This is a genomic window from Neorhizobium huautlense (genome assembly GCF_030811685.1).
GTDB classification, from domain to species: domain Bacteria; phylum Pseudomonadota; class Alphaproteobacteria; order Rhizobiales; family Rhizobiaceae; genus Neorhizobium; species Neorhizobium huautlense_A.
Genome location: NZ_JAUSRF010000014.1, coordinates 57,313 through 70,649 on the forward strand (window position 1 = coordinate 57,313; position 13,337 = coordinate 70,649).

Sequence of the window (13,337 nt, forward strand, 5' to 3'; positions counted from 1 at the left end):
TGTTTTTCCGGATTGAAGAAGCCGGCCGACCCGGCTCCCTTTCATCACGCGGCCTGAAGGGTCGCCTTCAGCGGAATTTCGACGTCGATTTCGAGGATCGACATGTTCTCGTCGCGATCCATCTTCACGTGAACGCGATCGGCGTCGAGTTCGACATGCTTGGCGATAACGGCGAGAATTTCTTCACGCAGGATCGATACGAGATCGGAACCGGTAGATGCGCGTTCATGAGCCAACAGAACCTGCAGGCGTTCGCGCGCCATCGGCGCCGATTTGTTCTTGCGGAAAAGACCAAAAATACTCATGCGGCCTTCCTTCCAAAAATCTTGCCGAAAATACCTCGCTTATCGCCAGGGATCGTGATCGGCAGCTGTTCGCCACGAAGGCGGCGTGCAGCTTCAAAATAGGCCATGGCCGGCGCGCAACGGGCATCAGCAAGCGTTACCGGCGCACCCATGTTGGAGGCGCGTAGCACATCGCTGCTTTCCGGAATGATGCCGACCAGCGGGATCGACAGGATTTCCAGAACGTCATCGACTTTCAGCATGTCGCCACGATCGGCACGGGCCGAATCGTAACGGGTCAGCATCAGATGCTTCTCCATGCGCTCGCCGCGTTCAGCCTTCAGCGTCTTGGAATCGAGCAGACCGATGATGCGGTCCGAATCGCGAACCGACGATACTTCCGGATTGGTGACGACGACGGCCATGTCCGCATGGCGCATGGCCAACGTCGCGCCGCGCTCGATACCGGCGGGGCTATCGCAGATGACCCAGTCAAACACGCGCTTGAGCTCGGTGATGACGCGATCGACGCCTTCGGTCGTCAGGTTGTCCTTGTCGCGGGTCTGCGAGGCCGGAAGGAGGAACAGGCTTTCGAGGCGCTTGTCGCGAATCAGTGCCTGAGTGAGCTTGGCTTCGCCCTGAATGACGTTGACGAGATCGTAAACGACCCGGCGCTCGGCACCCATGACGAGGTCGAGATTGCGAAGGCCGACATCGAAGTCCACCACAACAACCCGTTCGCCATTCTGCGCCAGCGCTGCGCCGAGGGCGGCGGTCGACGTTGTCTTGCCGACCCCGCCCTTGCCGGATGTCACCACGATGACTTTGCCCATCTTAATCTCCTGTTTCCTGCCGTCTTCCGGCTTAGATTATTGTCGAGGCCATGATCGAATCACCATCCAGCCAGAGCTGGACGGGCTGCCCCACCAGTGCCGGCGACATGTCTTCGATCATTTTGTAAATGCCATCTATAGCCACCAACTCTGCCTCAAGCTTGCGGCAGAAGATTCTGGATGCAGAATTTCCGGTCGTGCCTGCCATGGCGCGGCCACGAAGCGCGCCGTAAACATGGATGGAGCCGCCGGCAATGACCTCGGCGCCGGACGCCACGGAACCGACGATCGTCACATCGCCTTCCGGAAAAATGATCGACTGGCCCGAGCGCACCGGCTCGTTGATGACCAGAGACTGCGTGATGGCGCGAACCTGCGGAAGCTCGACCGGCGCGGTGTCAACGCTCTCCGGCTCCTCGCAAGCAGCTTCGCGTTCCTTCACCTCGATATCGGCGGCAGGTTTTCCGCCCTTCATGGCTGGCGGCATGCCCGGCCCAAGCATGGATGGACGCGCGCCTTCGATGCCCATGATACGAACGTTACGCTCGGCCAGTTGCTCGAAAAGCTCTTTCAGTTGGACCTTGTCGATGGCAAGGCCGGTGACATCCAGCACAACAGGGCGATCGAGAAAGAAGCCTGCAGAGCGGGAAGCAAGATCGTCCAGCCGGACGAGCCAGTCATCAAGTGGCAGGTCGGGTGAAAGAACGAGCGCCAGGAAGGAGCGGCCCTTGATGCGGATTGAGCGTGCGTCAGTTAACACTTTGGTCATCTACGTAAAGAAATCGTTGAGAATTCATTAACGTGCACATGGTTAACAAATCGTTAACAAGCGCTGTTTCGATCAGTAGATGGCAGTCTCGAAGACGCCGCTTCAATCAGGCTAAGCCGTTACGAAAAAATGCTTTTATCGGTCGGCTGAAATGTAAACGGGCTTTTGCAGGGCACGCGACACCATATCAAGCGTGGCAGGATCATCGATCGTTGCCGGCATGGTCCAAACTTCACCATCCGCAATCTTGCGCATCGTGCCCCGCAGGATCTTTCCTGAGCGGGTTTTGGGCAATTTCGGCAGAATGAAAGCGGTGCGAAACGCGGCCACCGGGCCGATACGTTCCCGAACCAGATCAACAACCTCCTGGATGATGGCTGATTCGCTACGGGTTACACCATTCTTCAGGACCAGGAAGCCGTAAGGCACCTGTCCCTTGATTGCGTCCGCCACACCGACCACGGCACATTCGGCAATATCGGGGTGAGACGCGCAGACTTCCTCCAGCGCGCCCGTCGACAGGCGATGGCCAGCGCAGTTGATGATGTCGTCGGTGCGCGCCATGACGAAAACATATCCGTCATCGTCGATCAGTCCGGCGTCGGCCGTCTTGTAGTATCCTGGAAACGCCTCAAGGCAGGTTTCACGAAAGCGGTCGTCAGCCTCCCAGAAAGTAACCAGGCAACCCGGCGGCAATGGCAGGCGGATCGCCAGATTGCCCAGAACGCCTCTTTCCAGAGGCTTGCCGCCATCATCGAGAACATCAACTGCAAAGCCCGGCATGGGCACGGTCGGCGATCCGTGTTTCACGGGAAACACTTCCAGACCCATCGGGTTGGCAACGATGGCCCAGCCGGTTTCCGTCTGCCACCAGTGATCGACCACCGGAATGCGAAGCAAGGCTTCCGCCCAATGCAAAGTTTCCGGGTCAGCACGTTCGCCTGCTAGGAAAAGCATTCGCAGGCTGGAGAGATCGCGCCCGGATACAAATTTCCCTTCGGGATCATCGCGCCGGATCGCCCGAAAGGCAGTCGGTGCGGTGAAAAGCACATTGACCCGATATTGCTCGACCACACGCCAGAACGTGCCGGCATTCGGGGTACCCACCGGCTTGCCCTCGAACAGAACAGTCGTGACACCGGCCAGCAGCGGGCCATAAACAATATAGGAATGGCCGACGACCCAGCCGATGTCGGAGGCGGTCCAGGAAACATCACCCGGTTTCAGCCCGTAGATGTTTCGAATGGACCATTGAAGCGCGACCATGTGACCGCCATTGTCGCGCACCACGCCTTTCGGCTTTCCGGTCGTGCCGGATGTGTAGAGGATGTAAAGCGGGTCGGTGGCCAACACGGGCACACAGGCGACCTCGGACTTCTTTTCCCTTTCCGCCGCAACCAGCTCGGCAAAATCCAGTTCGCCGTGCTCCGCCCGCAGATCGACGCGCAACTGTTCACGCTGCAGGATAAGACGATGGGACGGTTTGGTTTCGGCGAGATCGATCGCGGCATCGACAAGCGGCTTGTAGGCAACCGCACGCCCGGGTTCGAGCCCGCAGCTGGCCGCGATAACCACCTTGGCGCGCGCACTATCCAGACGTGAGGCAAGTTCCTGTGCCGCAAAGCCACCGAACACGACGGAATGGACCGCGCCGATACGTGCACAGGCCAGCATGGAGAAGACCGCCTCCGGCACCATCGGCATGTAGATGACGACACGATCGCCCTTTGTGACGCCAAGATTTTGCAGAACCGCGGCGACCGCCGTGACCTCCTGGAGAACATCATAGAATGTGAAGATTCGGCTGGCGCCGGACATGGCACTGTCGAAAATGATGGCCGGATCTTTTCCGCGGCCAGCGGCCACATGCCGATCGACACAGTTGTAGCAGGTGTTGGTGCTGCCCCCGACGAACCACCGGCCATAAACACCCTGCTCCGGATCGAAGACATGGTGCGGTGGCTCGAACCAGCTCACATCCCTGGCGGCTTCACCCCAATATCCTACTGGATCCCGCTTCCAATGCTCGTAAACCTCGGCATAGCGACTGGACATATGACTTCTCCTCCCACGCGAACCACAGCTCGCGTGAACAGTTTAGGCAGAAGTCATCAAATCGAAAATCCGACGAAGGGCGAAGGCCCTTCAGCGCGACCCGAAAATGGCCGAACCGACGCGCACACTGGTGGCGCCGAACTGGACGGCGGTTTCAAAATCGCCCGACATGCCCATCGAGAGTTTTGCAATGCCGTTTTCCTCAGCAAGTTTGCGCAGCAATGCGAAATACGGACCGGGATGATCGTCCGCCGGCGGTATGCACATCAATCCTTCAATATCGAGCGACAAATCCTCGCGGCAATAACGAAGGAAGGCGGCAGTGTCCTTGGGCGCGATGCCCGCCTTTTGCGGTTCAAGACCGATATTGACCTGAACATAGAGGCGCGGCTTGCGATCCTGCCTGGTCATTTCCTGAGCAAGAGCCGCAGCGATCTTTTCCCGATCCACCGTCTCGATCACATCGAACAATGCAACCGCTTCGGCCGCCTTGTTGGATTGCAGCGGACCAATGAGATGCAATTCGATGTCGGAGGTTTCCTGTTTCAGGATAGGCCACTTTGACTGGCTTTCCTGCACGCGATTTTCGCCGAAAATGCGCTGCCCGGCAGCGATCACCGGGCGAATGTCCTCGACATCGAATGTTTTTGAGACTGCAACCAGTTCGACCGCACCGGCAGTTCGGTGGCCAGTTTTTTCCGCGGCCTTGATACGGCCTTGAACCTCGGCAAGTCTCTGTTCGACAGTCATTGGTATCTCCAGCATGTATGCAGATCAGCGATTAACCGGCAGAGGGCCGAATGCCAAGCCTTTCCAGCCTTCCGGCCTGATCAAAGGCCCGGCAAAACTTGACGCTCGGATGGTTTCGTGGTGAAGGTCAGCCCAAACGCATCATATTCCGGAAATCAATAAAATGGCCAGTGAACGTTACAATCCGCGCGACGCCGAGCCTCGCTGGCAGGCGCGCTGGAATGAAGCAAAAACCTTCCAGACGGACAATAGCGATCCTCGCGAGAAATATTACGTCCTCGAGATGTTCCCCTATCCGTCGGGCCGCATTCACATGGGCCACGTACGCAACTATGCGATGGGCGATGTCGTTGCACGTTACAAGCGCGCGCGCGGCTATAACGTCTTGCACCCGATGGGCTGGGACGCCTTCGGCATGCCGGCGGAAAATGCCGCCCGAGACAACAAGGTTCACCCCAAGGAGTGGACCTACCAGAATATCGCTTCCATGAAGAAACAGCTGAAGGCCATGGGGCTTTCACTGGACTGGACGCGCGAGTTCGCAACCTGCGATGTCGATTATTATCATCGCCAGCAGATGCTTTTCCTCGACATGATGGAAAAAGGTCTGGTTTACCGCAAGCAGTCCAAGGTCAACTGGGACCCGGTCGATAACACCGTTCTGGCCAATGAGCAGGTGATCGATGGTCGCGGCTGGCGCTCCGGTGCGCTGGTCGAACAGCGCGAACTGGTTCAGTGGTTCTTCAAGATCACTGAATTCAGCCAGGACCTGCTGGACGCGCTCGACACGCTGGATCAGTGGCCGGAAAAGGTCCGGCTGATGCAGAAGAACTGGATCGGCCGTTCCGAGGGCTTGGCGCTGCGCTGGGAGCTGACGGCCGACAGCCAGACTGAAAGCGGTGCCGCGGACATCGAAGTCTACACCACTCGCCCCGACACGCTGTTCGGCGCTTCCTTCCTGGCGATCGCCGCCGACCATCCGGTCGCCCGTTCTATCGCTGAGAAAAATGCCGAAGCGCAGAGTTTCTGCGAGGAGTGCCGTCAGGCCGGCACATCCCTGGCTGCTCTGGAAACAGCGGAAAAGAAGGGTTTTGACACCGGTCTCAAGGTAAAACACCCGCTCGATCCGAACTGGGAAGTGCCGGTCTATATCGCCAATTTCGTGCTGATGGATTACGGCACCGGCGCCATTTTCGGCTGCCCGTCCGGTGATCAGCGCGATCTGGATTTCGCACGCAAATATGGCCTTCCGGTCGTGCCGGTTGTCATGCCCGCCGATGGTGATGCCGCGACCTTCACTGTCGGTGAAGAAGCCTATGATGGCGACGGTGTGATGATCAATTCGCGCTTCCTCGACGGCATGAGCACGGAAGCCGCATTCGAGACGGTGGCGACGAAGCTTTCCGAGCAGGTTCTGGGCGACGCCCCACAGGCCAACCGCAAGGTCAATTTCCGCCTGCGTGACTGGGGCATTTCCCGCCAGCGTTACTGGGGTTGCCCCATCCCCGTCATCCATTGCGAAGTTTGCGGTGTCGTGCCGGTTCCGAAGAAGAACCTTCCGGTACAATTGCCCGATGACGTGACTTTCGACCAGCCGGGCAATCCGCTCGACCGTCACGCCACATGGCGTCACGTGGCCTGCCCGCAATGCGGCCACGATGCCCGTCGCGAAACCGATACGATGGACACGTTCGTCGATTCCAGCTGGTATTATACCCGCTTCACGGCGCCCTGGGAAAACGACCCGACCGATCCGGCCGTTGCCAATCACTGGCTGGCGGTCGACCAGTATATCGGCGGCATCGAGCACGCGATCCTGCATCTGCTCTATTCGCGCTTCTTTACCCGGGCCATGCAGGCGACCGGCCATGTGGGCGTCAGCGAGCCGTTCAAGGGCCTTTTCACGCAAGGCATGGTCGTCCACGAAACCTACCGCCGTGGATCCGGCTCCAATGGCGAATGGATTGCCCCGGCTGACCTTCGTATCGAAGAGACCGACGGTGTGCGCCGTGCCTATCTGCTCTCCACCAAAGAGGAGATTGCGATCGGCTCGATCGAAAAGATGTCGAAGTCCAAGAAGAACGTCGTGGACCCGGACGATATCATCGCTTCTTATGGTGCCGATACGGCGCGTTTCTTTGTACTCTCGGATTCTCCACCGGAACGCGACGTCATTTGGTCCGAAGCGGGCGTTGAAGGTGCGCATCGTTTCGTGCAGCGCGTCTGGCGTTTGATTTCGGAGGCCGCAGATACGCTTGTCACTGTCGAGGCGAATCCGGCTAAGGAAGGTGAAGCTCTGGCGATCTCGCAGGCCGCGCATAAAACTCTGCAGGCTGTTCAGGCTGATTTCGACAAGCTGGCTTTCAACAAGGCCGTGGCGCGCATCTACGAACTCGTCAACGCGCTGGCGGGCCCGCTCACAGCTGTCGCCGCCGGCGGCAAGGATGCGGCCTATATTGCCGCCGTCCGCAACGCTGCCGAGATCCTTGTGCAGATCGTTGCACCGATGACGCCGCACCTTTCTGAAGAATGCTGGAAGGCACTCGGCGGTACGGGCATGGTGGCCGAAACGACCTGGCCTTCATTCGATGCGACGCTTGTTGCCGATAACGAGATCGTCCTGCCAGTACAGATCAACGGCAAGAAGCGCGCTGAATTGACAATCGCGCGCGACGCGGATCAAAGTGCCGTGGAGAAGGCTGTGCTTCAACTCGATGCAGTACAAGCCACGCTTGAAGGGCGGTCCCCGAAAAAGATCATTGTTGTCCCACAGAGGATCGTGAACATTGTTGTCTAACGTCACCAAAGATTTGCTTCGCATCGGCCGCACGGCATCCATCGCCGCCGTTCTGGTGGCATTGGCCGGCTGTCAGGTGAAACCGCTTTATGCCGTGTCACCGGAAGGGACCAGTACCGGTCAACAGCTCGCCGCCATCGAATTTTCGCAGGCTGATGATCGTATCGAGCAGGCCGTTCGCAACGAACTGATCTTCCTGACCTCCGGCGGCGCCGGGGAGAGCAAGAACCCGGCCTACAAATTGGCTATGAACGTTACGTCGTTCCGCCAGAACGTCCTCGACGAACAGGTGACCAACAGCCTCATTCCGGGCCGTGTCACGCTGACCGCAACCTACAGCCTGACACGCGTGAGCGATGGCAAGGTCCTGCGCACCTCAACCCGCAAGTCGACAGCGTTGCTCGATGTTTCAGCGCAGGAGTTTGCCGAGATGCGCGCCTATCGTGACGCGGAAAATCGTGCCGCCAAGCAGTTGGCCGAATTCATCAGGGGCGATATCGCCACGACGCTCGGCCGCCAATAAGGCGGCCGATCATGGTCGAGATTAAATCGCACGAATTCGATCGGTTTTCGAAAACCACCATCAGCAGTTATCGCATCTTCCTGGTATATGGCCCGGATCGCGGACTTGTGTCCGAACGTGCGGCAATTATTGCAGCCAAGAGCGGCGTTTCGGCCGATGATCCTTTTGCGATGGTCAAGCTGGATTCATCAGACCTTGCGGGAGACCCCGGACGTGTCGCCGATGAGGTTGGTGCCTTTGGCCTTTTCGGTGGCAGGAAACTGATCTGGGTCAGAGCAAGCGGCACAGAAAAGCCATTGGTCGAAGCGCTGCAGGCGCTCGCCAATGCCACGCCGAGTGAAAACATCCTGCTGATCGAGGCGGGCGACGTTAAAAAAGGCGCCGGCGTCCGCAAGGTTGCCGAAACGGCCAATTCTGTCGCTGCCATCCCGTGTTATGCTGATGACGCACGCGCCATGAACGCTCTCATCGACGATGAGCTCCAAGCCGAAAACCTCACCATTACCTCCGCAGCGCGTGAACGGCTGCTGGAAGCGCTTGGTGGCGACCGGATAGCCTCTCGCGGAGAGATCAGAAAACTCGCTCTTTATCGAAGAGGGCAGGGGACGATCGACGAGCAGCATGTGGTCGATATCATCGGTGATGCAAGTGCGGTCTCGACCGATGACGCCGTTGACGCTGTGCTGGACGGTGACGTCGAGCGATTGAACCTGGCTTTCGCCAAGGTGGTCGCTTCCAAAACACCTGTTTTTCTGATCCTGCAATCCTGCCTACGCCAGTTTCAGACGCTGGACCTCATGCGGTCGGAAATGGATGACAAGAACGCACAACCGGCTCAAATCATGCAGACGCTTGGTCGGCATATCCACTTTCGGCGCAAACCGATCATGGAACGCGCGCTTCGCCGCTGGTCATCGCAAATGATCGCCCGCGAATCCGCCAGAATACAGACGACGATCCTCCAGACCCGCCAACGGCAGAGCCTCGAGGATAGCATCGCTTTTCATCTGCTGATGTCGATCACGCTGCAATCCGCCCGACAAGCTGCCGTCGGACGAAGATAGTTATTATAAATTAATAACTTAAGAGCGTTTTTCGAGAAGACGGCAGATTTCTTCCAGCTGATCCAACGTCTTGTAGGAAATGCGGACCTGTCCGCCGCTACCACGATGATTGATCGTGACATCCAAGCCAAGCGCGTCAGACAAGGTACGCTCCAGAGCCAGCGTATCGGAATCCTTCTGGTCCATTTTCGGCATGGACGCCGGCTGCGTCTGCGCCTTGATATCGTTCTGCGCAAGACGCTCCGCATCGCGCACCGACATGCCCTTTGCAACAATCGTTCTCGCCAAACCGGCCGGATCGGATGTCGAGACCAGAGCCCTTGCATGGCCGGCAGAAAGATCGCCGGCTGCCAACATTTCCCGAACAGAATTGGGAAGTTTCAACAATCTCAAACTGTTAGCGACATGGCTACGGCTTTTTCCGATGATGTCACCGAGATCATTCTGCGTATAACCATGTTCAGCGACCAGGAGTTCATAGCCTAGCGCTTCTTCGAGGGGATTGAGATCGGCGCGCTGAACGTTTTCAACAATAGCAATTTCCAGCGCCGTTCGATCATCGACATCGCGAACGATAACGGGAATTTCGACAAGGCCGGACAGCTGTGCCGCGCGCCAGCGTCTCTCACCAGCGATGATTTCAAAACGATCGCCAATTGTCCGTACCACAACAGGCTGGACGATGCCGTGCTGGCGAATGGAACTTGAAAGATCCTGAAGGTCGCTTTCGTCGAAGTAACGGCGTGGATTACGCGGATTGCGGTCGATATGCTCGATAGGAACGAGGCGATCGGCGCTCACGCTCTTGGGAGCTTCGCCAACCGGCGTTGTTTGATCCATTTCGCCGATTAGCGCAGCCAAACCTCGCCCGAGGCGACGTTTCGAGATATCGTCACTCATACCAAAATTCCTACCACGACAGGTTAAGCCGCCTTGCGGCGACGCTCACGCTGGATAACTTCCGAGGCCAACTGAAGATACGCTTGGCTTCCAGCACATTTCAAGTCGTAAAGAATTGCAGGCTTGCCGTAAGAAGGCGCCTCGGACACACGCACATTGCGTGGGATCAGCGTGTGATAGACTTTTTCGCCAAGATAGGTGCGAACATCATTCACAACCTGCTGAGCCAAATTGTTACGAATATCGAACATCGTCAAAACGATACCCTGAATATCAAGGGCAGGATTGACCGACTGTTTGACCTGATTGACCGTCTCCAGCAGCTGGCTGAGCCCTTCAAGCGCAAAAAATTCGCATTGCAGCGGCACAAGAACCGAATGCGCAGCCGCCATGGCATTGATTGTCAACAGGTTGAAGGAGGGGGGGCAATCGAGCAGTATGTAGGAATAGGCGTCGGCCTGCTCGGACTGCAATGCTTGGCGCAAGCGGAAAGCACGGTCGGTAGACTGGCCAATTTCCATCTCCAGACCCAGCAGATCCATCGTTGATGGAATGATGGACAGATTGGGCACTGCGGTTGCCACAACAGCTTCGTTGATACTGTGCGTTCCCATCATGATATCGAATGATGAAAGCTGGCGATCACGCTTGTCGATACCGAGACCGGTACTGGCATTTCCTTGCGGATCAAGGTCAACGATCAGCACCTGTTCGCCGATTGCCGCCAATGCGGTTGCGAGGTTGATTGCCGTTGTCGTTTTTCCGACGCCGCCTTTTTGGTTGGCGATCGTAATAATCCGATTAAGCTCACTCATGATGCCGTCCGACTGATCAGTTGACCTTACGCCGGAGCCTCGCGATTTCCAAAATGACGGAATCTGGCTCTACGGCACTTGGATGTTCTAACAGATCATAATCCCAGCGACCATTCGCTTTTACCGTTTCCTGACGATAATCCCGGCCTTTATGGAAAAAGGCCTTGCAGTTTTCGTTTGAAATCATCCAGGGCTCGGCATAACTCATCAGCAGATCAAGATCCGCCAACGCGCGGGCCGATATGAGATCGACATTTTTGATGATTTTGGGCGCGTCCTCTATCCGACAAACATGGACACTTCCTCGGGCGCCGGTTTCCAACAAAGCCTGGCGGAGGAAAGCGGACTTCTTTTGGTTGCTCTCGACCAGATGTAGCCATCCATCACCGATTTCTGTCAGGAAAATTGCAGTGATGACGCCCGGAAAGCCGCCTCCAGATCCGAGGTCAGCCCAAGTGAAAGGCCCTGGTGATAGCTGAAAAATCTGCGCGCTGTCGGATACATGTCGGCTCCAGATGTCCGGCAATGTCGAAGGGGCAACCAGGTTGATGGACTTTGCCCACTTTCTGAAAAGCTCCACAAAGTGCTCAAGGCGTTGCAGTGTTTCACGTGAAACAGCTATTCCGTTTATAAGCATTACAGGACTCGCTGCACGCGTTGGATGTCATTCTTTTTCAACATGGCAAGGAGAAGCGCCATTGCAGCTGGCGTCATTCCTTCAATCGCACTTGCCTGCGCCATGTTTTCCGGTCGATGTTTTGCCAATTTCAACTTTAGCTCGTTAGACAGGCCGCTCAGCATGTTAAAGTCGAAATCACCGGGGATAAGTCGCTGTTCCTCTCGGCGTGTCGCCAGAATGCCTGACTCCTGCCGATTTAGATAGACGGCATAACCTGCTTCAATCTCAAGCGCTTCCGACACGGTTTCAGGGATAGCCGCAAGATCGCTCCAGACGCGCTGAATGTCCGACATGGATATATCGGGATAGGACAGAAGCTCGTAAGCGCTTCGCCGCTGGCCATCCATATTCAGTTTGATACCTGATTTTGCAGCCTCTTGCGGCGTCAGAGAAAGGGCTTGCAGACTCTGTCGTGCGGTATCCAGCTGGCTTTGATAGGTCGAAAAGCGTTCCTGCCTCGCGAAAGACGTAATGCCAGCACGAATAGCCAGCGGAGTGAGGCGCAAATCCGCATTATCGGCACGCAATGACAGCCGATATTCGGCACGCGATGTAAACATGCGGTAGGGCTCGGTAATGCCTTTCGACGTCAGGTCGTCGATCATGACACCGATATAGGCTTCGGTACGGCTCAACACGAAAGGTGACTTGCCGCCGGCAAGATAGGCAGCATTCAATCCAGCGATAAGCCCTTGAGCCGCTGCTTCCTCATATCCGGTGGTACCATTGATCTGCCCGGCTAGGAAAAGACCAGGCATTTTTTTGACTTCAAGGCTCTGCGTCAACTCGCGCGGATCAATGTGATCATATTCTATCGCATAACCAGGTTGAACGATCCGAACCTTTTCGAGGCCGGGGATTGTTCTGATGAATTGATCCTGAATATCAGCCGGAAGCGACGTCGAAATGCCGTTCGGGTAGACCGTATCGTCATCAAGGCCTTCAGGCTCAAGGAAAATCTGGTGGCCGTCTCTCTCTCCAAACCGAACGATCTTGTCCTCGATCGACGGGCAGTAACGCGGGCCGACCCCACTGATCTCTCCGGAATACATAGCAGATTGGCCGATATTATCCCGTATCATCTGATGGGTCTTTTCAGTCGTGCGCGTCACGCCGCATGCAATCTGCGGATTGGTGATCTTGTCCGTCATGAACGAGAAAGGGGAGGGAACGTCGTCCGCTTCCTGCTTGTCCAGACTTTCCCAATCAATGGTCTTTCCATCAAGACGCGCCGGCGTACCGGTCTTCAGGCGACCAAGCCGCAGACCCAGCCGCGCCAATGTATCCGACAGGCCAACAGACGGCGCTTCGCCCATCCGGCCGGCAGGTGTCTTCATGGAGCCAATATGGATCAACCCGCGCAGGAACGTGCCTGTCGTCAAAACAACAGACTGCGTCTGGCAGGTTCGGCCATCGGCCAAAATAACGCCCGAAACTTTGCCTTCCGTTACCAAAAGGTCGAAGACATCAGCCTCTAGCACCGTCAGATCATCATGATGCAAGATCGCTTGCTGCATGGCTTGGCGATACAGTTTTCGATCGGCCTGAGTACGAGGTCCCCGAACTGCGGGTCCCTTCTTTCTGTTCAGGAGGCGAAACTGGATACCGGCTGCATCCGCAATGCGGCCCATCAATCCATCCAGTGCATCTACCTCGCGCACGAGATGCCCCTTGCCGAGGCCGCCGATCGCCGGATTGCACGACATCGCGCCGATCGTATCGATCCTGTGAGTAATCAAGGCCGTTCTGGCACCTGCGCGCGCAGCCGCGCTCGCGGCCTCACAACCAGCATGGCCGCCGCCAATTACGATGACATCATAGCCATTCATACCAAGCACCATATCGTTTCGAATCCGAATCGAATTGTT

General features: G+C 56.9%; 12 protein-coding genes. 3 read left to right on the plus strand and 9 right to left on the minus strand.

Annotated elements, in window-relative coordinates:
• Positions 1 to 44: 44 nt before the first annotated feature.
• From minE to J2T09_RS19820, 5 genes are all read right to left on the minus strand, one after another.
• Positions 45 to 305 carry a cell division topological specificity factor MinE gene (gene minE / locus J2T09_RS19800; RefSeq protein WP_306837708.1) on the minus strand — a complete coding sequence of 87 codons (261 nt, stop codon included), beginning with the start codon at positions 303 to 305 and terminating at the stop codon, positions 45 to 47.
• A complete protein-coding gene (gene minD, locus J2T09_RS19805) occupies positions 302 to 1,117 on the minus strand; it encodes a septum site-determining protein MinD (protein WP_306837709.1) in 816 nt (271 codons plus the stop codon). The genes minE and minD overlap by 4 nt, the downstream gene beginning before the upstream one ends.
• 31 nt (positions 1,118 to 1,148) lie before the next feature.
• Positions 1,149 to 1,886 (minus strand): septum site-determining protein MinC, encoded by a 738-nt coding sequence (gene minC / locus J2T09_RS19810; RefSeq protein WP_306837710.1) that lies wholly within the window; start codon positions 1,884 to 1,886, stop codon positions 1,149 to 1,151.
• 135 nt (positions 1,887 to 2,021) lie between these two features.
• Positions 2,022 to 3,941, minus strand: coding sequence for an AMP-binding protein (locus J2T09_RS19815; RefSeq protein WP_306837711.1), 1,920 nt, complete (start codon positions 3,939 to 3,941; stop codon positions 2,022 to 2,024).
• 90 nt (positions 3,942 to 4,031) lie between these two features.
• Complete coding sequence (locus J2T09_RS19820) at positions 4,032 to 4,691, minus strand: YggS family pyridoxal phosphate-dependent enzyme (RefSeq protein ID WP_306837712.1); 660 nt, start codon at positions 4,689 to 4,691, stop codon at positions 4,032 to 4,034.
• Positions 4,692 to 4,854: 163 nt separating this feature from the next.
• Here J2T09_RS19820 and leuS point away from each other — a divergent pair, with 163 nt between their 5' ends.
• From leuS to holA, 3 genes are read left to right on the plus strand one after another with little or no spacing between them, the layout of a single operon-like run.
• Positions 4,855 to 7,488, plus strand: coding sequence for a leucine--tRNA ligase (gene leuS, locus J2T09_RS19825; RefSeq protein ID WP_306837713.1), 2,634 nt, complete (start codon positions 4,855 to 4,857; stop codon positions 7,486 to 7,488).
• A complete protein-coding gene (gene lptE, locus J2T09_RS19830; protein WP_306837714.1) occupies positions 7,481 to 8,011 on the plus strand; it encodes an LPS assembly lipoprotein LptE in 531 nt (176 codons plus the stop codon). The genes leuS and lptE overlap by 8 nt, the downstream gene beginning before the upstream one ends.
• An 11-nt stretch (positions 8,012 to 8,022) precedes the next feature.
• Positions 8,023 to 9,075, plus strand: coding sequence for a DNA polymerase III subunit delta (gene holA / locus J2T09_RS19835; protein WP_306837715.1), 1,053 nt, complete (start codon positions 8,023 to 8,025; stop codon positions 9,073 to 9,075).
• Between the two features lie 18 nt (positions 9,076 to 9,093).
• Here holA and J2T09_RS19840 read toward each other — a convergent pair whose 3' ends face one another.
• Genes J2T09_RS19840 through mnmG form a run of 4 tightly spaced genes read right to left on the minus strand, consistent with a single transcriptional unit; the run spans position 9,094 to position 13,298 of the window.
• Positions 9,094 to 9,975: a ParB/RepB/Spo0J family partition protein gene (locus tag J2T09_RS19840; protein WP_306837716.1), complete on the minus strand. Its 882-nt coding sequence runs from the start codon at positions 9,973 to 9,975 to the stop codon at positions 9,094 to 9,096.
• 23 nt (positions 9,976 to 9,998) lie between these two features.
• The gene (locus tag J2T09_RS19845) at positions 9,999 to 10,790 is read right to left on the minus strand and encodes a ParA family protein (protein ID WP_306837717.1); all 792 of its coding nucleotides are present in this window, start codon (positions 10,788 to 10,790) and stop codon (positions 9,999 to 10,001) included.
• 16 nt (positions 10,791 to 10,806) lie between these two features.
• Entirely contained in the window at positions 10,807 to 11,427 is a 621-nt protein-coding gene (gene rsmG / locus J2T09_RS19850; protein ID WP_306837718.1) for a 16S rRNA (guanine(527)-N(7))-methyltransferase RsmG, read from the minus strand.
• On the minus strand, positions 11,427 to 13,298 hold the full coding sequence (mnmG, locus tag J2T09_RS19855; RefSeq protein ID WP_306837770.1) for a tRNA uridine-5-carboxymethylaminomethyl(34) synthesis enzyme MnmG: 1,872 nt from the start codon (positions 13,296 to 13,298) through the stop codon (positions 11,427 to 11,429). Before mnmG ends, rsmG begins: the two co-directional genes overlap by 1 nt.
• Positions 13,299 to 13,337: the final 39 nt, after the last annotated feature.